The sequence below is a fragment of the Pseudomonas bijieensis genome (genome assembly GCF_013347965.1).
GTDB classification, from domain to species: domain Bacteria; phylum Pseudomonadota; class Gammaproteobacteria; order Pseudomonadales; family Pseudomonadaceae; genus Aquipseudomonas; species Aquipseudomonas bijieensis.
Map to the genome: position 1 here is coordinate 348,048 of NZ_CP048810.1, position 18,627 is coordinate 366,674.

Sequence of the window (18,627 nt, forward strand, 5' to 3'; positions counted from 1 at the left end):
GTGTCAGTGGATCCCACGGCGTAAGCGTCCTGGGGCCTCACCGTAGGTTTCCTTGAATTTCTTGCTGAACGCGGCCTGGGATTGGTAGCCAACCTGTACCGCGATATCACTCAAGCCCAGATGTGAATGGCTGAGCAGGCTGAAGGCCAACTCCATTCGTACTTGCGTCAACAGCACCCACGGCGAGACGCCGGCCACCTTGATGAACGCGCGCATGAAGCTGGCCCGGGACATGCTCGCGATCTCCGCCAGGCCTTGAATGGTCCACTCGTACGCAGGGTCCGCCAGCATCGCTTGCCAGGCTCGGCCCAGACGTTTATCGCCCAGCAGGGCCAGTGAGCCGCTGTCCTGCCCGTGGCTGGCCAGGTGCGCACGCAGGATCAGGGTGAACAGGGCCTGGGACAGGACGTCGAGCAAGAAGCGCGCGCCGGGTTTATTTTCATCCGCTTCCCCGCGAAGGATCTCCACCAATGCCGGCAATGGTCCATTGGCCGGTAATGCGCCGCTGGGAATCACCAGGTACTCGGGCAAGGCGCCGAACAGCAACGAAGCCCGGTTGAAGTGAAAACCACCGCAAAGCATATCCAGCTCCGCGCTGGCACCGCCAATGCGATGAATCGGCAAAGTGCCCCCGGTCACGACCCGGGGCGAGGTCGGCGTCACCGTTTTCCCGGGGCTGTGCATGACGTGTGGGGCGCCGCGCGGCAACAACAGGATGTCACCGGCGCGCATGGGCAAGCGCTGCCCGTCGGCAAACTCGACGCGACATTCGCCGGCCAGGACGATGTGATAGGGCACCGTGCCCAGGGCTTGTTGCCCGTGATCCAGGGCCCAGTCGCCCTGGAATTGACAGCGCAGGTCCAGGCTGCCGCGAACGTTGGCCAGGCTGATGAGTTTATCGATCGCATTCATTTGAGCGTTTCGCCAAAAAAACTGAGCGCATTGAGCAAACCGCAGTGGCGCCGGGGTGAAAAACTGAGGGCGTCAAAACAGTACACCCAACCCACTCAGGAGTTAATGCCATGTTCAATAACTGGTCCGAATTGTTGCCCACCATCCAGAAAGCCTTTGGCGCGCTGGGTCGCAGCAACCCGAAAATGGTCAAGGCCTATATGGCGCTAGGGGAGGCCGCCAGCGAAAACAATGTGCTCGATGCCAAGACCCGCGAGCTGATCTCGATCGCCATCGCCGTGACCACCCGCTGCGACGGCTGTATCGCCGCCCACACGGATGCGGCGATCAAGGCCGGCGCGAGCCGTGAGGAAGTCGCAGCGGCCCTGGCAACGGCGATCTCGTTGAACGCGGGTGCTGCCTACATCTACTCGCTGCGGTCGCTTGAAGCCTATGACACGCTGAAAAAGCCGGCGTGATTTGCACCCGATCCCCAGCCCTGGAGCCTGAACGGTACCAGGGCTTTTTTTGTGCTGTCCGCTGCGATTGTTTCAGGTGGCGCAATTGAGTCATGAGGCTGCTGGGCATTCTCTAAAAATGGTTTGCCAGTGAAACTGATCCTGAAAGTGATTGACCACTCCAGGTCGTCGCAGCGCTCTGCACACAGCAGGAGATTCCCATGAACGACGCTACTTGCACTGACAGCCTTTGGCCGGATACCTCCGTCGCGATGTACCCAGAGCACGAAAGCGGCTTCCTGTTGCCCCAATTGATGGGCGCCTTGGCAAGCGAGTCCGCCGGCCCCGTTTCGAATGGCCTGTGTCGGCGGCGCTCGAACGGCACCGTGTTGACGAAGGCTGGCGCCTTTGTGATGCGGGTGCTGATTCATCGCGCGTCATGGCGGATGTAGATGCATCGTGTACGCCTATACAATGCCTGGAAATGCTCAAGCTCCAGGTGGTGGTTCCGATGTTGCTACGTCACTTGCGGTATCTGCTGGCGGTCGCTGACCACGGCGGCTTCACGCGCGCCGCCGAGGTGCTGCACGTCTCGCAGCCGACCCTGTCGCAACAGATTCGGCAACTGGAAGAAACCCTCGGTGTGAGTCTGTTCGACCGCACGTCTCGCACGGTCAGGCCGACGGATGCGGGCGCGGCCTATATTGAATGTGCCCGTCGGGTGCTGGTGGAACTGGCGGCCGGAAAGCGGGCGCTGCACGACGTCAAGGACCTCTCCCGCGGCACTTTGCGGCTGGCCATGACCCCGACGTTCATGGCTTACCTGGTCGGGCCGCTGGTGCGTGACTACAGCGCGCGATACCCGAATATCCATCTGCAGATCTTCGAGCTGTCGATGGTCGACATCGAGGCGGGGCTGGCCAATGACACCTTGGACATCGCCATCGCCTTCGATCAGGCCAGGCATGCCGATATCGAATCGATCCCGGCGTTCAGCGAGACACTGGGGCTGATGGTGGGGCGCAATCACCCGTTATACGACTGCCAGGTCGCACTGACGGCTGAGGAGGTCGGGCAACTGGAATTTGCTTTGTTGACCCCCGACTTTGCGACCCGTACGTGCATCGACGAGTACTTTGCCCGGGCCCGGATCACGCCCAGAGTGAGCATCGAGGTCAATTCGGTCAACACACTGCTGGAAGTGATCAGGCACTCGACCGTTGCCACCATTCTTCCGGAGCCCATCGCCACCCAGGAGCGTGCACTGCACAAGCTGGCGTTGTTGGACGCGGCGCCTCGGCGTGGGGCCGCGCTGTTGCGGCGCAAGAACAACTACCACAGTGCGGCATCCGTTGCCTTCATGGACCTTATGCTGCAGTCGCCGTGCGGGCCGGCACGGCACACGCCCGAGGATTTTCAGCCAGGGACCTGAAGCTGCGATTGTCGGCGTCCAGGGCATCGATGGATCCGGTCTCGATGTCGTAGACCCAGCCATGCAGGTTCAGCAGGCCTTTCTCCTGGGCCAGCCGCACGCTCGGGTGCGTCTGGATGTTCGCCAATTGGGCGATGACGTTTTCACGCACCATCGAACTGACTTTCGCCGCGTCATCGACGTGAGGTCGTGACCCGTTGATGACCCTGGCCGACTCGGCGTGTTGCAGCCAACCGCTTACCGCTGGCAGATGATCCATGCAAGCGCATTTGGCGACGGCCGTCATCGCGCCGCAATCGGAATGACCACAGATTACGATGTCCTTCACGCCCAGTACCGCGACGGCATATTCCACCGTGGCGGAGACGCCGCCTGGATGTGGGCTGTAGGAAGGCACGATATTACCGGCATTGCGGATCACGAACAGTTCGCCGGGCTCCTGCTGGGTCAGCAGCTCAGGCACCACGCGGCTGTCGGAGCAGGTGATGAACAAGGTGCCTGGGTGTTGCGTGGTGGCCAGGTGTTTGAACAGATCGGTCCGTTGTGGGAAGACCTCTTCCTGGAACTTCAGGAAACCTTCGATGAGCGCTTTCATGATGTTCGCCTTGTAATGAAATTGGAGATGAATGAAGTGACTGGCTGCGGGGAGCAGCCAGTAGCAAGATCGTTGAGTGGTTTGGCCGCAGCCTACAGGCCAATGACCGGTCAGAACGGACGCAGGGGCAGGAACTTGCCGTCCAGTGTGATCACCGCGCGGGAGCCACCTTCCGGGTCCTCGACTTTCTTGATATCGAGCTTGAAGTTGATCGCGCTGATGATGCCGTCGCCGAACTGCTCATGGACCAACGCCTTGAGGGTGGTGCCGTAGATCTGGATCATTTCGTAGAAGCGATAGATCGTTGGATCGGTTGGCACACCGGCGAGGCTGCCGCGCAGGGGAATGATTTGCAGGCGGGCTACCGAGTCAGCGGTCAGGTCGAGTTTCTTGCCAATCACCTTGGCCGCGTGTTCCGGCAACGGGTGCTGGCCGAGCAGGGCTGCGGTGACGTAGGCAAGGCTCAGGCCGGTGTCGTCGGCCAGGTCCTGCCAGGACAGGTTCTTGCGCGCCTTGGCATCCAGCACTTCGGTGGTCAGGGCCAGGCTGGTGTCGTTGTAGGCGTGGGACTGTTGCATGGCGTAGCTCCTATCGGTTTGGGGCGGGTTGATGTCGCTTGGGTGAAGCCATCATCTGCCGCTTGAGCTATAGCGTCCAAGACCGATATGCAATGCGATGTATTGGTGTTGCCTATGGGTTAATGCCTATGTTGTTGAGGTATAAATCTTGAAATTGTTGGCATGTACTAATCTCTTCGCAGGCACGGTAAAAGCAGTCATTTAACCAACCAGCAGAGATACCTCAAATGACGAGTCATGAAACCGTTGTCGGCAGAGCCAATGAGGCCGATCTGGATGGAATCCTGGCGCTTCAGGCCGCGAATCAAATGGCCCGCGGCGGCTCGCTTTCAGCGAGCCTACCAGAGGCCCGTGTGGTGGCGATGATGCAGGAAATGCCTTTGATTGTTGCGCGTCGCGATGGCCGTATCACGGGTTTCTTGATGACCACCACGCGCGCGATGAATGCCGACCTGCCCATCGTACAGGCAATGTTCGCCGCTTATCAGGGCGCGCCGAACGCCTATGTCTATGGCCCGATCTGCGTAGGCGAGGAAGAGCGTGGCAAGGGCTTGGCCCAGCGAATGTTCGCGGATCTTCGGCGGCTCGAGCCAGGGCGCGAAGGTATTCTTTTCATACGCAAAGACAATGAACCGTCGCTCCATGCGCACTTGAAAATGGGGATGAAGGAGGTTGCTTCTTTTCCCTTCAATGGCTTCGACTTCGCTGTTTATTCGTACATTGGCTAGAGGGGGAAGCTGCGGATAACCGATCATCTGAGTGGTAGAAAGAGCTCGGTAACGGCTTCGTTCTCAGCAACGTCCGGAAAGAATGTCATGCGCTGGCAATAGAGCGGAAAATCTCCCGGTTCCTCACCACTGGCCGGCAGCCAGTCCTTGTACAGGTACAACGCAGCGGGTTCGAGATTGTCGGCTGCACCCTCGACCCGCAGGACTGCACAGCGACCGGCCGGAATGCAGCCGTCCTTGATCGTTTCCCCGTTCGGCACGATGGGCTGGTCCGTTCCCGCGCATAAATCCAGGCGATAGTCTTCCGGCAGTGTCGTGTGCGGGTCAGAGTGGAATACGTTGAACGTCGGGCTGGCCGGCGGAATCAGACCGACACTGCGCCGCCAGGCAATGAAACGCTGGATCGTCGTACCGATCGTCGAGGGATCGCCTCGGTGTTCCATGATGGCGATGGGCGTTGTGGGTACCCTGCGGATCTGCACGTCGCTGGGCTGATAGGGCGTGGGCATGAAACGGTTCCTCGCAGTGTGCAATGGTGTGAAAGTGGTGTTCCAACGCTGCCAGTCGGGAGACTTGCGGAAACTCGACGGTTGTTGGCCCACGCGTTGTCGAAAGGCACGGGCGAAGGCGTCAGGCGCACCGTAACCGGCGCCCATGGCGATCTGCGTAATCGTTTCATGTTCGCGAAACGCCAGTTTGTAGGAGGCGCGCTTCATGCGAGCGAGTTGCACATAACGATTCAACGGCACACTGAACGTCGCCATGAACTGCCGATGAAAATGGTATTTCGAAAAAGCCGCGACGCCGCTCAACGTATCCAGGTCCAGGCAGTCATCAAGATGCAGGTCAATATAATCGAGCACCCTCTGCATCCGGGCCTGGTAGTGCTTTTGTGTGTCGGTCATGGTTCCTCCCGTCGAGGACACCAGCATGAGGCCGGCAAGCATAATGCGCTCGACTGATCTTGCTATCTTGAGCGGATATTACGTCTTGGCCGACGAATCGATCAGCAGGCTAAGTCGACGCTGAATCATGGCAGCAGACACAAAGCTTGTTGCCGTCGAGATCTCGAAAGTAGGCGCCGTAGTAGTCGGGGTGGTAGTGGGGTCTCAATCCAGGTTCTCCCTCACAAGTCCCGCCCAGTGCCAGAGCTGTTGCATAGCTGTTCCTGACGGCTTCCCGACTGGGCGCAAGCAGGGCCACCATCTGTCCGTTGCCGGGTTCGTTTGCCTTGCCGTCGAACGGTTTTCCAATCACGAAGATCGGGCGAGGTGAGCTCTCGGTAACCCAGCCAGCCCAGCCTTTGCTGGCATCGCGAAATTTCAACGTAAGGCCCAGCCCGGCCATGACCTTTGAATAGAACGCGAAGGCGCGATCAAAATCGGCGATACCTAGAAAAACATGAGAGATCATGATTGTGACCGTTTTGCCTGTGAGCGCGAAGGGGATATGAAACTCCAGCGTACGCTGCCACAGGAATCATCGCGCTGCCAAGGCCCGGCTGTTACGACGTTCTCTCAGCCCTTTTGCGCCGGGTCTGCCGGGCTTCGGTATCGACGACCAGCCAGATGCCGATGGCGGATATCGCCATGCCCGACGCCATCTGCCATGAAAGCGGTTCGTTGAACATGGCCCAGGCCCAGAGCATCGTAACGGGCGGGCTGAGGTACAGGACGCTGGCAACTCGGGTGGCCGTCGCGCGGCGCAGGCACAGCCAATAGAGTCCATAGCCACCCATCGTCGATAGACCCGCGGTCCACACTACGCTCAGTGCAAAGCCTGTGCTGGGCAGCGGCGCCAGGCTGCCATGGGCGCCCTCGACCAGGGCGAAGGCAAGGCCTGACACGCAACATTGCAACCACAGGTTGGGCAGCAGGCCCAGTGATTGTTCGGCGGTCAGATCCTTCTGCCACAGGGTCGCGACGGCGAGCGAGAGCATGCCAAGCAGCGGCAGCCCATAGGCCCACAACGGCGCATTGCCCCGCGCCAGCGCGCCCTGGGTCACCAGCATGGCACCGAGCAGACCGATGAGCAGGCCGACCCAGACCTGCCAGGCCAGTCGCTGTCTGAGCACGCCCGCAGCCAGCAGCGCCAGGCCCAGAGGCAATAGGTCGGCGACCAGTGCGGCCAGGCCCGCCGGTACACCCAGGGCAATGCCTTGGGTGATACCGGCCAGGTAGCCCGCCATCGCCAGCAAGCCGATGCCGGCATTTTTCAACAGCACCACACCTGAGGTTCGGCGTAGCTCCCTGGCGACGAAGGGGAACAGGACAAGCGTGACCACCACGCAACGCCAGAACACCACCAGCAGTGCTGGCGCGTAATCGATGGAAAAGCGCGCGCCGATGAAACCGGAGCTCCATGACAGAAGCAATGCGGCCTCGAGTAACGGCAATGGAATCAGCCAATACCAGGCGGGCCTGGGCAGGGACGTGCATGTCATCGATTTATTCGGGTTCATGACCACAGGCTACGAAACCCGGCTAATCTAATAAATCAAAATGTAATGCATCAGTCATTCACGAAGATTGAATCATGACGGCCATACTCGATATCGACTTGATACGGACTTTTCATGCGGTGGCGCGGATCGGGAAATTCAGTGCGGCGGCAGAACAACTGCACAAAAGCCCGGCGGCGGTCAGCGTGCATATCCAGCGCTTGGAAGCGGTCGCTGGCGGGCGGTTGCTCAATCGGGACAATCAGTCGGTATCCCTCACCGCGTTGGGCAAGCGTTTGCTCGTGGCGACCACGGAACTGCTGAGCACCCATGACCGGGTGCTGGCCGACCTGCACGGAACCCGTTTGGCCGGACGCATCACTTTGGGGGTGCCGGATGAATACGCAGACCATGTCATCCGCGACATCCTCCCGACGTTCGCCGCCGCGTGGCCTAACGTGGTGCTGGAGCTCAAGACCGCGCCAAGCTACGCGCTACGTGACCTGGTGCAGCGCGGCAAGCTCCAGGCAGCGGTCGTCGCGCAGCCGAAGGGGCCGTTGAGCTCAGAGGCGCAAGTGCTGGTTTCCACCACGCCGGTCTGGGTCGGTCCGGTCCACACGACGGTGGCCTCGATGGAGCCGCTGCCGCTGGCCGTGCATGCGGCGCAATGCCCTTATCGGCAAGCGATGATGGAGGCCCTGAGGCAAAGCGGCCGCAGGATCCGAGTCGTCCTGGAAAGCCCCTCCACCCAGGCCGTCAAGGCGTGCGTGGAGGCCGGGCTGGCGATCAGCCTGATAGACCGTGCGCGGGTGACGGATGCCATGCGGATCCTCGAAGACCTGCCGGTTATCGCGGAGCATGAGGTGGTGTTCATGCGCTCCCTGGCGTCACACGAGGATGAAGCCGTGAGCCTGCTATCTCGTGCGATGCAACAGTATTTTCGACTGTAGACCGGTGTGGGGGGCTGCACAGCAGCCCTCCACAATGAACGGATCAAGCCGACAACGGCGGCGTCCGAGGCGGAACCAGGCGTTTGGAGCCCGTCGCTTCAAACGCCGAAGCCAGTTGCAACAGCCTCGAATCATCATAGGCACGGCCAGCAAACGTCAGCCCGACGGGCATGCCGATGTCCGCCATGACGCCCATCGGCACGGTGACCGTGGGCACGCCCAGGTGGCGGATGGCGAGGTTGCCGTTGGCGACCCAGATCCCGTTGCTCCAGGCGATATCGGCAGACGTCGGGTTGACGTCCGCATCCGCCGGCCCGACATCGGCCACGGTCGGGAAGATCACCGCGTCCAGGCCCAGCCGCTGCATCCACTCTTCCAGATCGATTCGACGCGTCTCTTCAAGCCCGCGCAAGCCGTCGGGCAGGGTAGGGATCTGGTCCCAGGGCGTAATGCCCCGTTGGGCCATCTTCACGTATTTATCCATGCCGGCGGCCAGATCGTCTTCCCGGTTGGGCAGGGTGCCCGGGTCGTGGGGGAAGATTTTCGGGCCGTCGACGTCGGCCAGGCGATTCAACTTCGGATCACCGTTGGCCCGCAGGAAGTCATCGAATGCCCAGGCCGACAGGTCCCACAATTCGTGGTGCAGGAACTCCTTGGACACCAGGCCGCGAGTGAATACCGTCGGTGCGCCGGGACGATCGCCCTCGCAGTTGGATACCAGGGGGAAATCCACCTCGACCACTTCGGCACCGCAGGCCTCAAGGGCCTTGCGCGCTTGCTCCCAGAGGTCGATCACCGAAGGCCGGGTGATGATCCGCTGTCCCGTCGGGCCGCCGATGCCGGGAGCAGGGGCCGTGCCCGCTTCAGGATCGGCGTTGATGTACATCCGAGGCACGCCGAACCGAACGCCTGACAGCGCGGCTGGGCTGCTGGCAAGGCTCGGATACGAGACAGGACGAACCGAGGCGACGCTCGGAATCGGCACCCAGGGTTGCAGGCGCCACAGGTCGCCACGGGTGTCCGGGTCATCGGCTACCACCACGTCCAGCACTTCGAGCAGGTCGGCCATGGTCCTGGCGAAGGGCACGACGACGTCCATCGTCGGCGTCAGCGGCCAGTTGCCACGCACCGAGATCACGCCGCGCGACGGCGTATACGCACACAAGCCATTGTTCGACGCCGGACCGCGTCCGCTCGACCAGGTTTCTTCAGCAAGGCCGAACGCCGCGAAACTGGCGGCGGTTGCCGTACCCGCACCATTGGAGGAACCCGAGGCAAAGGGCGCGGTGAGGTAGTTACCGTTGTATGGGCTCTCGGCACGGCCATAGACCCCGCGCTGCATGCCGCCGTTCGCCATGGGCGGCATGTTGGTCTTGCCCAGGCAGATGGCCCCGGCGGCGCGCAGCCGCTCGATGGTGAACGCATCGCGATAGGCAACCAGGTCCTTGAACGCCGGGCTGCCGGACGCCGCAGTGAGCCCCTTGACCAGGTAACTGTCCTTGGCCGTATAGGGAATGCCGTCAAGCGGACCCAGGGTCTGGCCGTTGGCCCGACGGGCATCGCTGGCCTGGGCCTCCTTCAATGCGTCGGGGTTGCGAACTACCACCGCGTTGAGGGCCGTGGGCGTGTCGGGGCCGTCGTAGGCATCGATCCTGGCGAGGTAGGCCTGGACAAGCGCCACCGCCGTCGTCTGGCCCGACTCCAGCGCAGCGCGCAATTGGGCAATGGAGGCTTCGGTGATTTCGATCATGTTGTTAGCGCCGCGGCAGAGGGATGGCGGGGTGTTCGGGTCCATTGAAGTTGCTCCTGACACTTCAGGTCATCTCAAAGTGGATATTTATCGGTCTTTGCCACTGTACTACGGAATAACAATAAGGGGCAGCTCAGATTTGGCAGGGCTGTTTCTTCAACGAGCGCAAATTTGTCACCTTCAGACTTCGTTAAGAAACGGCCCCGATACTTTCTCCCAATAGCCCGAGGGAGAACCTTGACCCATGCCCGATTTCGACTGGAACATCCACTTGCCGCTGGCCTTTGGCGACGCCGGCCCACCAGTGCGCCACTTGCACCGGGCCCTGCCGGGACAACCTCGGCGAGCTGAGTTCGAAGCGTTCATCCAGCAGCGTTTTCGCCAGGTCCATGGCGCCGATATTCGTCACTTCATGCCGGAGCTGTTCGGCCTCGACGATGTCCACGGCACGCTCTGCGCAGCGGCTGGGGTGCGCCGGGCCGCACAGGGGCCGCTGTTCCTCGAACGTTACCTGGACAGTTCCATCGAGCCTTTGATCAGCGCCCCCGCCGAGCGTCCGGTGGACCGTGCCGGCATCGTCGAGGTGGGCAACCTGGCTGCCAGCGACACGGGAAGCGCCCGACTGAGCATCATTGCGATCACTTATCTGTTGGCCATGGGCGGCCTGGAGTGGGTCGCGTTCACCGGCAACATCGGCCTGGTCAACAGCTTCCATCGCCTGGGGCTCAAGCCTGTAACCCTGTGCCCGGCCGACCCGCAGCGTCTCGGCGAGGATCGCCACCTCTGGGGCCGCTACTACGAGAGCCAGCCATGGGTTCATGTCGGGAATATCCGCGCCGGTTTCATTCATCTGCGCAATACCGGCCTGTTCAATCGCCTGGGATTGCCGACGGACCTTGGAGAAACCAGCCATGTCGCCTGAGATGGAACGATTCAAGCGCACCCTGCGCGGTCACGCTGAACGCAGGGGCCATGTCGTGGCGCTGTGGGGCGACGGCTCGCAGCTCGACTACGCAACGCTTTATTCCGAAGTGGTGTACCGCCAGCAACGTCTGCGCGATGAACACATCAGCGTTGTCGCCCTGGCCCTGGACAACGGTATCGAACTGATGCTCTGGGACCTTGCCGCACTGTTCGAAGGGCTGACCTGCGTCATCCTGCCCGGTTTTTTCAGCCAGGCTCAACGTCGGCACTGCCTGGAACAGAGTCAGGCCGAGCGGGTGATTGCCGAGCCTGCGTTCGAAGCGGAGCTGCAAGCCGCCGGATACCAGCACGGCGGTGAATTCTGGCGGCGGCACTTCGACGGGACAAGCCGCCTGCCGGCGGGCACCGCCAAGCTGACGTTCACCTCCGGTACCACCGGCACTCCGAAAGGCGTTTGCCTGAGCGCCGACAGCCTGTTGCGGGTAGCCCGTGAACTGGAGCAGGCCAGCCAACCGGTCGAGGCCCGGCATCACCTGGCATTGCTGCCCCTGGCGATTCTGCTGGAGAACCTTGGCTGCTACGCGGCGTTGTATGCCGGAGCCAGGCTGAGCCTGCCCAGCCAGAAGACCCTCGGCATCCAGGGTGCCAGCGGGGTCGACCCCACGCGCCTGCTGGGGTGCCTGGCCGAGCGTCGGGCGCACAGCCTGATCCTGGTTCCGCAACTGCTGTTGATGCTGGTCACGGCCGCCGAACAGAAGATGTTCAACCCGCACATCGTGCGATTCGCCGCCGTTGGCGGGGCACGGGTGTCCCACGATCTGTTGCAACGGGCCCAGCGGGTTGGCCTTCCGGTGTTTGAAGGCTATGGGCTGTCGGAGTGCGCCTCGGTGGTCTGTCTCAATCGGCCCCAGGCTCATCGCGCTGGCAGTGTCGGCCAGCCTCTGCCCCATGTGGAGGTCCGCCTGGCCGATGACGGCGAAGTCATGATCAAGGGCACGACCCTGCTGGGTTACCTGGGTGAGCCCCTGCACACCAGCGAGTGGTGGCCCAGCGGTGACCTGGGTGAATTCGACGAAGACGGTTTTCTTTACCTGCGCGGTCGCAAGAAGCACCAGTTCGTGACCAGTTTCGGTCGCAACGTGAACCCCGAATGGGTTGAAGCCGAACTCACCCAGGGCGGTGACATCGCCCAGGCCTTCGTTTATGGCGAAGCCTTGCCCCATAACCATGCGCTGCTCTGGCCCGTCCGCGCCGATTGCACTGATCAAACCCTGGAACTGGCCGTGGCCAAGGCCAACGACACGTTGCCCGATTACGCCCGGGTCCATCGCTGGACACGCCTGGATCAACCCTTCAGCGCTGCCAACGGCATGCTCACCGCCAATGGCCGGCCACGCCGGGATGCCATTGTCGAGCATTACCGGGCGCAGCTCACTTCATCTATCTTGTCCGAGGAGTCCCCGTCATGAGTTTTTTTGACACGTTGCAAGGAGTCACCCAGCAAGAGCGCCAGACCCTGTTCAATCTGCCGATCATCCGTGATGCCCTCGACGGCCAGGTCAGCCTGGCCAGTTACCGGGGATTCCTGATCCAGGCGTATTACCACGTGCGCCATACGGTGCCGTTGATGATGGCGTGCGGGGCGCGCCTGCCAGCGCACCTGGAGTGGCTGCGCAAGGCCGTGTGCGAATACATCGACGAAGAGTACGGCCACGAGCAATGGGTGCTGGATGACATCGCCGTGTGCGGTGGCGATAAGGATGCGGTGCGCAACGGCCAGCCATCGTTGCCCATCGAGCTGATGGTCAGTTACCTCTATGACTTGATTGCCCGGGGCAACCCGGTGGGCCTGTTCGGCATGGTCAATGTGCTCGAGGGCACCAGTATCGCCCTGGCGACCCATGCCGCCGACAGTATCCGCCAGCGCCTGGAACTGCCGCCCACGGCGTTCAGCTACCTCAGCTCCCATGGTTCGCTGGACATCGAGCATATGCAGACCTATCGCGGTTTGATGAACCGATTGGACGATCCGGCGGACCAGGCTGCGGTGATCCACGCCTCCAAGGTGGTGTACCGGTTGTACACCGACATGTTCCGGGGTTTGCCTCGTGACGGGGAGCATGAACATGCGCCTGTGTGATGCGCGTGTCGTGCTGACGGGTGCCAGCGGCGGAATCGGCCAGGCCATCGCCGCCGCCTTGTGCGCCAGTGGTGCGCGGGTGCTGGCCGTGGCCAGGCATCGTGAAGCCTTGCAGCCCTTGCTGGAGCGCTACCCGCAGCATTTGTTCTGGGTCGGTGCCGACCTGACCTTCCTGGCCGACCGACGCAAGGTACTGGTCGCCGCCGAGGCCCAGGGTGGCATCAACCTGCTGATCAATGCCGCTGGCGTGAACCACTTCGCGATGCTCGAACAACTCGACGACAGTGAAATCAACGCCATGCTGGCGTTGAACATCAGCGCGCCGATCTGCCTGACCAAACTGTTCTTGCCGCTGCTCAAGCAGGCCGACAGCGCGATGGTGGTCAACGTCGGTTCGACCTATGGATCAATCGGCTACCCGGGCTATGCCAGCTACTGCGCGAGCAAGTTTGCCTTGCGCGGTTTTTCCGAAGCCTTGCGCCGGGAACTGGCCGACACCCGTGTCGGGGTGCTCTACGTGGCGCCCCGGGCCACCCGTACCGCGATGAACAGCCCGGCGGCCGACGCGCTCAACCAGGCGCTCAAGGCCAACGTCGACGACCCGCAAACCGTGGCGACCGCAGTGGTCCACGCCATCGTCGGTGACCGTCGCGAGCTCTACCTGGGTTGGCCCGAACGCTTTTTCGTCGGCCTCAACAGTCTGCTGCCCAACCTGGTGGACCGAGGCCTGCGCAAGCAGTTGCCGCTGGTCCGCCGCCTCAGTCACAAACCCGAAAACGAGCACCTCAAGCCATGAAACAAATCCTCGCTTGCCTATTGATCGGCACTTTGAGCCAAAGCGTCTGGGCGTTGGAGGCTGCCGACCAGCAACGCCTGGGCGACATCCAGCAGAACTGGGCACACATTCAATACGAGTTGCCCGAGGGCCAACGGGCCGAGGCGTTCGAAAAACTCGCGACCCAGGCCGCGGCGTTCAAGCAGGAGCGCCAGTCGCTGGCCGAAGCCTGGATCTGGTCTGGCATCGTCAACAGCAGTTGGGCCGGGGCCAAGGGCGGGCTCGGTGCGCTGGGCAAGGTCAAGGAAGCCAAGGGCGACCTGGAAAAAGCCCTGGCCCTGGACGCCAAGGCCCTGCAAGGGTCGGCTTACACCAGCCTTGGCGCACTCTACGACCGGGTGCCGGGCTGGCCCCTGGGTTTCGGCGATTCGGACAAGGCCGAGCAGTTGCTCAAGCAGGCCTTGCAACTCAACCCGAACGGCATTGACAGCCTGTACTTTTGGGGGGATCACCTCTACCGTCAAAAGCGTTACAGCGAAGCCAGGGCGGCGTTGCAAAAAGCCTTGCAGGCAGCGCCGCGGCCGGGTCGGGAAACGGCTGATGCCGGGCGCCGCAAGGAGATCGACGCTTTGCTGGTGGATGTGAACAAGCAACTGAACTGACAGGAGCGGGTGTGCGTTTATTACTGATCGAAGATGACGTGGCCTTGGGCGAAGGCATCCACCAGGCCCTGAGTCGTGAAGGCTATACCGTCGACTGGTTGCAGGACGGCAGCAGCGCCTTGCATTCGCTGCTCAGTGAAACCTTCGACCTGGCGGTACTTGACCTGGGCCTGCCACGGATGGACGGCCTGCAAGTGTTGCGGCGCTTGCGTGACAGTGGCTCCAACCTGCCGGTGCTGATCCTTACCGCCCGGGATGCCACCGAGGATCGTATTGCCGGGTTGGACGCCGGGGCCGACGATTATCTGGTCAAGCCCTTCGATCTGGCGGAACTCAAGGCCCGGCTAAGGGCCTTGTTGCGCCGTAGCGCCGGCCGCGCCCAGGCGTTGATCGAACATGCTGGCATCAGCCTGAACCCCGGCACCCAGCAAGTCAGTTACCAGGGCAAACCGGTGGCCCTGACGCCCAAGGAGTATCAGTTGCTCCATGAACTGCTCTCGCCGCCGGGCCGCGTCATGACCCGCGATCATCTGATGCAGCTGCTCTACGGCTGGAACGAGGAGGCCGAGAGCAACACACTGGAAGTGCACATCCATCACCTGCGCAAGAAGTTCTCCACCGACCTGATACGCACCATTCGCGGTGTCGGTTACCTGGTGGAGGAGCATCGATGAGTTCGATCCGGCGTCGCACCCTCACGTTGATTCTCGGCCTGCTGTTCCTTGGCCTGTTGATCATCACCGTATTCAACCTGCATGACAGCAACCACGAAATCGCCGAGGTCTACGATGCCCAGTTGGCGCAGAATGCCCGGTTGTTGCAGGGCGTGATGCGCATGCCGATGGCGAGCAAGGAGCATGCCGAGCTGTATCAGGCATTCAATTCGGCGTTGGGGCAGGCGGTGCCGAAAGTCGACGGCCATCCCTATGAAAGCAAGATCGCCTTTCAAGTCTGGAATTCACAAGGTTCGGTGCTGGTGCATACGTCCAGTGCGCCGTCTTTTACCTCGCCGCCGAGTGCGCCCGGTTTCAGTGAGATCGTGGACCAGAAGAACCGTAAATGGCGGGCATTCGTCCTGGACGATGCGCAATATGGCTTGAAGATCTGGGTGGGTGAGCGCGACGACGTGCGTGCCGACCTGGTCGACCGGATTGTCCGTCACACCGTCGTGCCCAACCTGATCGGCAGCGTTCTGCTGGCCGCGGTGATCTGGCTGGCCATCGGTTGGGGGCTCAAGCCCCTGGTCGATATGGCGGCCAAGTTGCGCGCCAGGCATCCCGGCTCACTTGACCCCCTGCAAATGATGCCGCTTCCTACCGAGCTTGAGCCCATGCAGGCGGCACTCAACCGTGTATTGGCGCAGATCCAGGAGGTGATGGGCCGTGAACGGCGTTTCATCGCCGACGCCGCCCACGAGATGCGCACGCCCTTGGCGGTGCTGCGGGTGCATGCGCAGAACCTGATGGAGGCGGGGAGCGAGCAAAGCCGTCGCGAGTCCCTGGAACACCTGATCGCCGGGGTCGATCGCACCACGCGCCTGGTCAATCAACTGCTCACCATGGCGCGGCTTGAACCGCAGACAGGCGTTCCGACGCCTGCGGTCATCGACCTGCCGGCCACGGTTCGTGCGAGCCTGGTTCAACTGACTCCCTGGTTGCTGAGCAAGGGACTCGAGCCGGTGCTGGATGTCAGCGAGAATATCGGCCCGGTTCGCATCGACCCGGTGGCCATCGACATTGCCTTGAACAACCTGGTGACCAACGCGGCCAATTTTTCTCCGGCCAACGGCACGATCACCGTACGGCTGGCCAGGAAGGGCGACCACTACGAGCTGTCAGTCGAAGACCAGGGGCCGGGTATCGACGAGGCCGAGCGTGAGCGGCTCTTCGAGCGGTTCTACAGCCGTGGCAACGATCAGGGGGCCGGGTTGGGGCTGACGATCGTACGCACTATCGCCGAGCGCCTGGGTGGTCAGATCCGGCTGGAGAATCGGGCCGAAGGCGGGTTGTGCGCGACCTTGGAGATTTGTCGCTTTTAGCACCTATCAACGATTTTGCCTCAGTGGCCCCGTCGGTTTTCCAATACCGTGAACAGCATCATGCCGGCCAGCATGGCCAAGGCGAATACGATGGCTTGCCAGTGACCGGTCAGCAGCATGGCCACGGCGGGGCCTGGGCAGATGCCGGCGATGCCCCAGCCGATGCCGAACAGCAGGCCGCCGCCGATCAGGCGTCGGTCCAGTTCACGCTTGGCCGGTAATTGCATGGGACTTCCCAGCAACGAGTGGCTGCGTTGGCGTGCCCAGGTCAGCGGGACAATGGCGGTGCCAATCGCGCCGATCATCACCAGGGCCAGGGAAGGGTCCCAGGCACCGGCCAAGTCCAGGAACGCCAATACCTTTCTCGGGTTGGTCATGCCCGCCAGGAGCAGGCCGAAACCGAACAGCAGGCCGGCCATGAACGCCGTGAGTTTGAGCATGTTCAGCCCCCCAGCAAGTGACGCAGGACAAACACTGTGACGAAGCCGCTGAACATGAAGCAGGCGGTGGCTACCATGGAGCGCGGCGAAAGCCGCGATAGGCCGCACACGCCATGACCACTCGTGCAGCCTGAACCGTAGCGGGTGCCGACGCCGACCAACAGGCCCGCGAGGATGAGCCCCAACACGCCGCTCTGGAATTCGATCGGTGGAAGGCTGGCAAACACCCCCCATAAAAGTGGCGCGACCAGCAGGCCAAGGAGAAACAGCGCTTTCTCACTGATGCCCTCGCCACCCCGTTGCAGGAGGCTGCCAATCAAGCCGCTGACGCCCGCGATGCGCCCATTGGCGACGACGAACAGACTGGCCGCCAGGCCGATCAGCATGCCGCCTGCAAGGGCGGACCATGGCGTGAAGTTGAGCCAGTCGATGTTCATGGCGCTTCTCAGGCAAAAAGTGATTGAGGCCGAGCGATTCGGGCATGTACCGGGAGGATAGCCGACAATGCATTTGAGCACTGGGGGCTACAGGCTTGTTCCCGATGCGGGTGCGGCAGGCAAGGGCTCGGACAAGCGCACTCGAATCCTTGCGCAGGCAACGCGTGCCAAGCCTCGGCGAATGTGGTGCCCGAGCGTCTCATCGAGCAAGGAGTCCCATGCCCGCGGGTCAGTCATTGCCGATCACGCCCTCAGCCGACCTGCTGCGGTGCGACCACCCACACGCTGCAGGGCATCTTGTACAGCAGGCCTTCCACGGTACTGCCGATCAGCTTGTCCAAGCTGCCGTAGCGCACGCGCCCCATGACAATGACATCAATGTCATGGGATGCGGCGTAGCTGGCCAACACCTTGGCCGGGTCTCCCATGATCATGCGCCGTTGGTCCGGGGCGATGCCGTTGCGTTCGGCCAGTGCATCGAAGGCCGCGCCCTGGGATTCGTAGAGCTGGCGGGCCAGGGTCGAGGAGAAGAACAGCGAGCCGTTGCCATAACCGTATTCGGCGGCGGTAATGGACGAGAGGTCATAGGCGTAGATGACTTCCAGCGTCGCGTCGCAACTGGTGGCCAGCTTGTTGGCTTCGCTCAGGATCCGGTCATTGAGGCCTTCGTAACGCCCGTCCTGATGAAACGGATCGATGGCCGCCAGGATCTTGCGCGGACGAGCGTGGACGACCTTGTTGACGAAGTGCAGGGGAACTTCGCATTCGCGCAGCAGATGCACGTCCAGCGGTGTGAACATCAATCGGGAAAACCAGGACTCAGGATCCACCGACTTGATCAGCGCATCCATGGGCGCTTCCTTGAGGTGGACCAGGATCTCCTGCAAGGGGCGCTCGACCCACGTTACTTCTGTCGTGACCTCGATACCGAGTTTGCGCAGCGGCCTGGCCTGTTCCTCCAGCCAGTGCCGATGGCGCTCAATGTAGCCCAGGCGCATCTGCTCCAGTGCTTGCTCGTTGACCAGGCCGGCCGTGGCCAGGCCTTCGAGGTAGTCAAACGCGACAATATGCAGCGCGGCGCCTTCGGCCTTGGCCAGCGCGGCCGCCCGGTCGAACGCCGGGCTGTGTTCCATCAGTGGCGAGACGACCAGCATCAAGCGTGATTGCGTAGACATGACAAACCTCCCGGGCAAGGACCTGTTGGCACCGGGCGAGTGTTCGCGCGGCGTGGTGTCTGTCATTGATCATGAGCGCCACGGCGCCTGGTAACTTGATTTGCATCAAACACACTTCAAAGCGTGCATCGAAGGCCGCGGCGGCGAGTCAATCGCGCTATGTTTGAGTATGAACAGCCGCCTCAGGTCATGAGCGCAACCGGCTCTGGCCCCT

The 18,627-nt window shown here is 62.0% G+C and carries 22 protein-coding genes; 12 read left to right on the top strand and 10 right to left on the bottom strand.

Going from position 1 to position 18,627, the window contains the following annotated elements; all coding sequences use genetic code 11:
- Positions 1-3: 3 nt before the first annotated feature.
- The gene (locus GN234_RS01385; RefSeq protein ID WP_176687688.1) at positions 4-912 is read right to left on the bottom strand and encodes an AraC family transcriptional regulator; all 909 of its coding nucleotides are present in this window, start codon (positions 910-912) and stop codon (positions 4-6) included.
- 110 nt (positions 913-1,022) lie between these two features.
- Between GN234_RS01385 and GN234_RS01390 the strand changes: the two genes are divergently transcribed.
- The 3 genes from GN234_RS01390 to cynR all read left to right on the top strand — a co-directional run bounded on the left by GN234_RS01390 (position 1,023) and on the right by cynR (position 2,781).
- A complete protein-coding gene (locus GN234_RS01390) occupies positions 1,023-1,370 on the top strand; it encodes a carboxymuconolactone decarboxylase family protein (RefSeq protein ID WP_060741839.1) in 348 nt (115 codons plus the stop codon).
- 200 nt (positions 1,371-1,570) lie between these two features.
- Positions 1,571-1,801, top strand: coding sequence for a hypothetical protein (locus GN234_RS01395; protein WP_109753083.1), 231 nt, complete (start codon positions 1,571-1,573; stop codon positions 1,799-1,801).
- Between the two features lie 59 nt (positions 1,802-1,860).
- On the top strand, positions 1,861-2,781 hold the full coding sequence (cynR, locus tag GN234_RS01400) for a transcriptional regulator CynR (protein WP_176687689.1): 921 nt from the start codon (positions 1,861-1,863) through the stop codon (positions 2,779-2,781).
- Here the strand turns inward: cynR and GN234_RS01405 are convergent.
- Together GN234_RS01405 and cynS are read right to left on the bottom strand one after the other, a co-directional pair.
- A complete protein-coding gene (locus tag GN234_RS01405) occupies positions 2,717-3,376 on the bottom strand; it encodes a carbonic anhydrase (RefSeq protein WP_176687690.1) in 660 nt (219 codons plus the stop codon). The genes cynR and GN234_RS01405 overlap by 65 nt on opposite strands.
- Before the next feature lie 110 nt (positions 3,377-3,486).
- The gene (gene cynS / locus GN234_RS01410) at positions 3,487-3,954 is read right to left on the bottom strand and encodes a cyanase (RefSeq protein ID WP_176687691.1); all 468 of its coding nucleotides are present in this window, start codon (positions 3,952-3,954) and stop codon (positions 3,487-3,489) included.
- A 227-nt stretch (positions 3,955-4,181) separates the two neighbouring features.
- On the opposite strand from cynS, the gene GN234_RS01415 reads away from it, so the two are divergent.
- Positions 4,182-4,682 carry a GNAT family N-acetyltransferase gene (locus GN234_RS01415; RefSeq protein ID WP_176687692.1) on the top strand — a complete coding sequence of 167 codons (501 nt, stop codon included), beginning with the start codon at positions 4,182-4,184 and terminating at the stop codon, positions 4,680-4,682.
- Positions 4,683-4,705: 23 nt separating this feature from the next.
- Here the strand turns inward: GN234_RS01415 and GN234_RS01420 are convergent, their stop codons facing one another.
- From GN234_RS01420 to GN234_RS01430, 3 genes are all read right to left on the bottom strand, one after another.
- On the bottom strand, positions 4,706-5,587 hold the full coding sequence (locus tag GN234_RS01420; RefSeq protein WP_176687693.1) for an AraC family transcriptional regulator: 882 nt from the start codon (positions 5,585-5,587) through the stop codon (positions 4,706-4,708).
- A gap of 109 nt (positions 5,588-5,696) precedes the next feature.
- The gene (locus tag GN234_RS01425) at positions 5,697-6,095 is read right to left on the bottom strand and encodes a VOC family protein (RefSeq protein ID WP_176687694.1); all 399 of its coding nucleotides are present in this window, start codon (positions 6,093-6,095) and stop codon (positions 5,697-5,699) included.
- A 91-nt stretch (positions 6,096-6,186) separates the two neighbouring features.
- Positions 6,187-7,143, bottom strand: coding sequence for a DMT family transporter (locus GN234_RS01430; RefSeq protein WP_176687695.1), 957 nt, complete (start codon positions 7,141-7,143; stop codon positions 6,187-6,189).
- A 74-nt stretch (positions 7,144-7,217) separates the two neighbouring features.
- Here GN234_RS01430 and GN234_RS01435 point away from each other — a divergent pair, with 74 nt between their 5' ends.
- Positions 7,218-8,072 carry a LysR family transcriptional regulator gene (locus tag GN234_RS01435; protein WP_176687696.1) on the top strand — a complete coding sequence of 285 codons (855 nt, stop codon included), beginning with the start codon at positions 7,218-7,220 and terminating at the stop codon, positions 8,070-8,072.
- Positions 8,073-8,115: 43 nt separating this feature from the next.
- Here the strand turns inward: GN234_RS01435 and GN234_RS01440 are convergent, their stop codons facing one another.
- Positions 8,116-9,822: an amidase gene (locus GN234_RS01440; RefSeq protein ID WP_176689542.1), complete on the bottom strand. Its 1,707-nt coding sequence runs from the start codon at positions 9,820-9,822 to the stop codon at positions 8,116-8,118.
- A 244-nt stretch (positions 9,823-10,066) separates the two neighbouring features.
- Here GN234_RS01440 and GN234_RS01445 point away from each other — a divergent pair, with 244 nt between their 5' ends.
- From GN234_RS01445 to GN234_RS01475, 7 genes are read left to right on the top strand one after another with little or no spacing between them, the layout of a single operon-like run.
- The gene (locus tag GN234_RS01445; protein WP_176687697.1) at positions 10,067-10,744 is read left to right on the top strand and encodes a thermostable hemolysin; all 678 of its coding nucleotides are present in this window, start codon (positions 10,067-10,069) and stop codon (positions 10,742-10,744) included.
- Positions 10,734-12,215 carry an AMP-binding protein gene (locus GN234_RS01450; protein ID WP_176687698.1) on the top strand — a complete coding sequence of 494 codons (1,482 nt, stop codon included), beginning with the start codon at positions 10,734-10,736 and terminating at the stop codon, positions 12,213-12,215. Before GN234_RS01445 ends, GN234_RS01450 begins: the two co-directional genes overlap by 11 nt.
- Positions 12,212-12,886 (top strand): TenA family transcriptional regulator, encoded by a 675-nt coding sequence (locus GN234_RS01455; protein WP_176687699.1) that lies wholly within the window; start codon positions 12,212-12,214, stop codon positions 12,884-12,886. Before GN234_RS01450 ends, GN234_RS01455 begins: the two co-directional genes overlap by 4 nt.
- Complete coding sequence (locus tag GN234_RS01460) at positions 12,873-13,682, top strand: SDR family oxidoreductase (protein ID WP_163858338.1); 810 nt, start codon at positions 12,873-12,875, stop codon at positions 13,680-13,682. The genes GN234_RS01455 and GN234_RS01460 overlap by 14 nt, the downstream gene beginning before the upstream one ends.
- Positions 13,679-14,323, top strand: coding sequence for a tetratricopeptide repeat protein (locus GN234_RS01465; protein ID WP_163858339.1), 645 nt, complete (start codon positions 13,679-13,681; stop codon positions 14,321-14,323). The genes GN234_RS01460 and GN234_RS01465 overlap by 4 nt, the downstream gene beginning before the upstream one ends.
- An 11-nt stretch (positions 14,324-14,334) precedes the next feature.
- Positions 14,335-14,997: a response regulator gene (locus tag GN234_RS01470; protein WP_109753070.1), complete on the top strand. Its 663-nt coding sequence runs from the start codon at positions 14,335-14,337 to the stop codon at positions 14,995-14,997.
- Positions 14,994-16,361 (top strand): sensor histidine kinase, encoded by a 1,368-nt coding sequence (locus tag GN234_RS01475; protein WP_176687700.1) that lies wholly within the window; start codon positions 14,994-14,996, stop codon positions 16,359-16,361. Before GN234_RS01470 ends, GN234_RS01475 begins: the two co-directional genes overlap by 4 nt.
- Before the next feature lie 20 nt (positions 16,362-16,381).
- Here GN234_RS01475 and GN234_RS01480 read toward each other — a convergent pair whose 3' ends face one another.
- The 3 genes from GN234_RS01480 to GN234_RS01490 form a co-directional block, all read right to left on the bottom strand.
- On the bottom strand, positions 16,382-16,801 hold the full coding sequence (locus GN234_RS01480; RefSeq protein ID WP_109753068.1) for a DUF6691 family protein: 420 nt from the start codon (positions 16,799-16,801) through the stop codon (positions 16,382-16,384).
- A 2-nt stretch (positions 16,802-16,803) separates the two neighbouring features.
- The gene (locus GN234_RS01485) at positions 16,804-17,238 is read right to left on the bottom strand and encodes a YeeE/YedE family protein (protein ID WP_109753067.1); all 435 of its coding nucleotides are present in this window, start codon (positions 17,236-17,238) and stop codon (positions 16,804-16,806) included.
- A 251-nt stretch (positions 17,239-17,489) separates the two neighbouring features.
- On the bottom strand, positions 17,490-18,413 hold the full coding sequence (locus tag GN234_RS01490) for a universal stress protein (RefSeq protein WP_163858341.1): 924 nt from the start codon (positions 18,411-18,413) through the stop codon (positions 17,490-17,492).
- Between the last annotated feature and the right edge of the window lie 214 nt (positions 18,414-18,627).

What these genes read in the sequence shown, in the direction of transcription:
- GN234_RS01385 (WP_176687688.1), bottom strand. Translation starts at nt 912, where the DNA reads ATGAATGCGATCGATAAACTCATCAGCCTGGCCAACGTTCGCGGCAGC.
- GN234_RS01390 (WP_060741839.1), top strand. Translation starts at nt 1,023, where the DNA reads ATGTTCAATAACTGGTCCGAATTGTTGCCCACCATCCAGAAAGCCTTT.
- GN234_RS01395 (WP_109753083.1), top strand. Translation starts at nt 1,571, where the DNA reads ATGAACGACGCTACTTGCACTGACAGCCTTTGGCCGGATACCTCCGTC.
- cynR (WP_176687689.1), top strand. Translation starts at nt 1,861, where the DNA reads ATGTTGCTACGTCACTTGCGGTATCTGCTGGCGGTCGCTGACCACGGC.
- GN234_RS01405 (WP_176687690.1), bottom strand. Translation starts at nt 3,376, where the DNA reads ATGAAAGCGCTCATCGAAGGTTTCCTGAAGTTCCAGGAAGAGGTCTTC.
- cynS (WP_176687691.1), bottom strand. Translation starts at nt 3,954, where the DNA reads ATGCAACAGTCCCACGCCTACAACGACACCAGCCTGGCCCTGACCACC.
- GN234_RS01415 (WP_176687692.1), top strand. Translation starts at nt 4,182, where the DNA reads ATGACGAGTCATGAAACCGTTGTCGGCAGAGCCAATGAGGCCGATCTG.
- GN234_RS01420 (WP_176687693.1), bottom strand. Translation starts at nt 5,587, where the DNA reads ATGACCGACACACAAAAGCACTACCAGGCCCGGATGCAGAGGGTGCTC.
- GN234_RS01425 (WP_176687694.1), bottom strand. Translation starts at nt 6,095, where the DNA reads ATGATCTCTCATGTTTTTCTAGGTATCGCCGATTTTGATCGCGCCTTC.
- GN234_RS01430 (WP_176687695.1), bottom strand. Translation starts at nt 7,143, where the DNA reads ATGAACCCGAATAAATCGATGACATGCACGTCCCTGCCCAGGCCCGCC.
- GN234_RS01435 (WP_176687696.1), top strand. Translation starts at nt 7,218, where the DNA reads ATGACGGCCATACTCGATATCGACTTGATACGGACTTTTCATGCGGTG.
- GN234_RS01440 (WP_176689542.1), bottom strand. Translation starts at nt 9,822, where the DNA reads ATGATCGAAATCACCGAAGCCTCCATTGCCCAATTGCGCGCTGCGCTG.
- GN234_RS01445 (WP_176687697.1), top strand. Translation starts at nt 10,067, where the DNA reads ATGCCCGATTTCGACTGGAACATCCACTTGCCGCTGGCCTTTGGCGAC.
- GN234_RS01450 (WP_176687698.1), top strand. Translation starts at nt 10,734, where the DNA reads ATGTCGCCTGAGATGGAACGATTCAAGCGCACCCTGCGCGGTCACGCT.
- GN234_RS01455 (WP_176687699.1), top strand. Translation starts at nt 12,212, where the DNA reads ATGAGTTTTTTTGACACGTTGCAAGGAGTCACCCAGCAAGAGCGCCAG.
- GN234_RS01460 (WP_163858338.1), top strand. Translation starts at nt 12,873, where the DNA reads ATGCGCCTGTGTGATGCGCGTGTCGTGCTGACGGGTGCCAGCGGCGGA.
- GN234_RS01465 (WP_163858339.1), top strand. Translation starts at nt 13,679, where the DNA reads ATGAAACAAATCCTCGCTTGCCTATTGATCGGCACTTTGAGCCAAAGC.
- GN234_RS01475 (WP_176687700.1), top strand. Translation starts at nt 14,994, where the DNA reads ATGAGTTCGATCCGGCGTCGCACCCTCACGTTGATTCTCGGCCTGCTG.
- GN234_RS01480 (WP_109753068.1), bottom strand. Translation starts at nt 16,801, where the DNA reads ATGCTCAAACTCACGGCGTTCATGGCCGGCCTGCTGTTCGGTTTCGGC.
- GN234_RS01485 (WP_109753067.1), bottom strand. Translation starts at nt 17,238, where the DNA reads ATGAACATCGACTGGCTCAACTTCACGCCATGGTCCGCCCTTGCAGGC.
- GN234_RS01490 (WP_163858341.1), bottom strand. Translation starts at nt 18,413, where the DNA reads ATGTCTACGCAATCACGCTTGATGCTGGTCGTCTCGCCACTGATGGAA.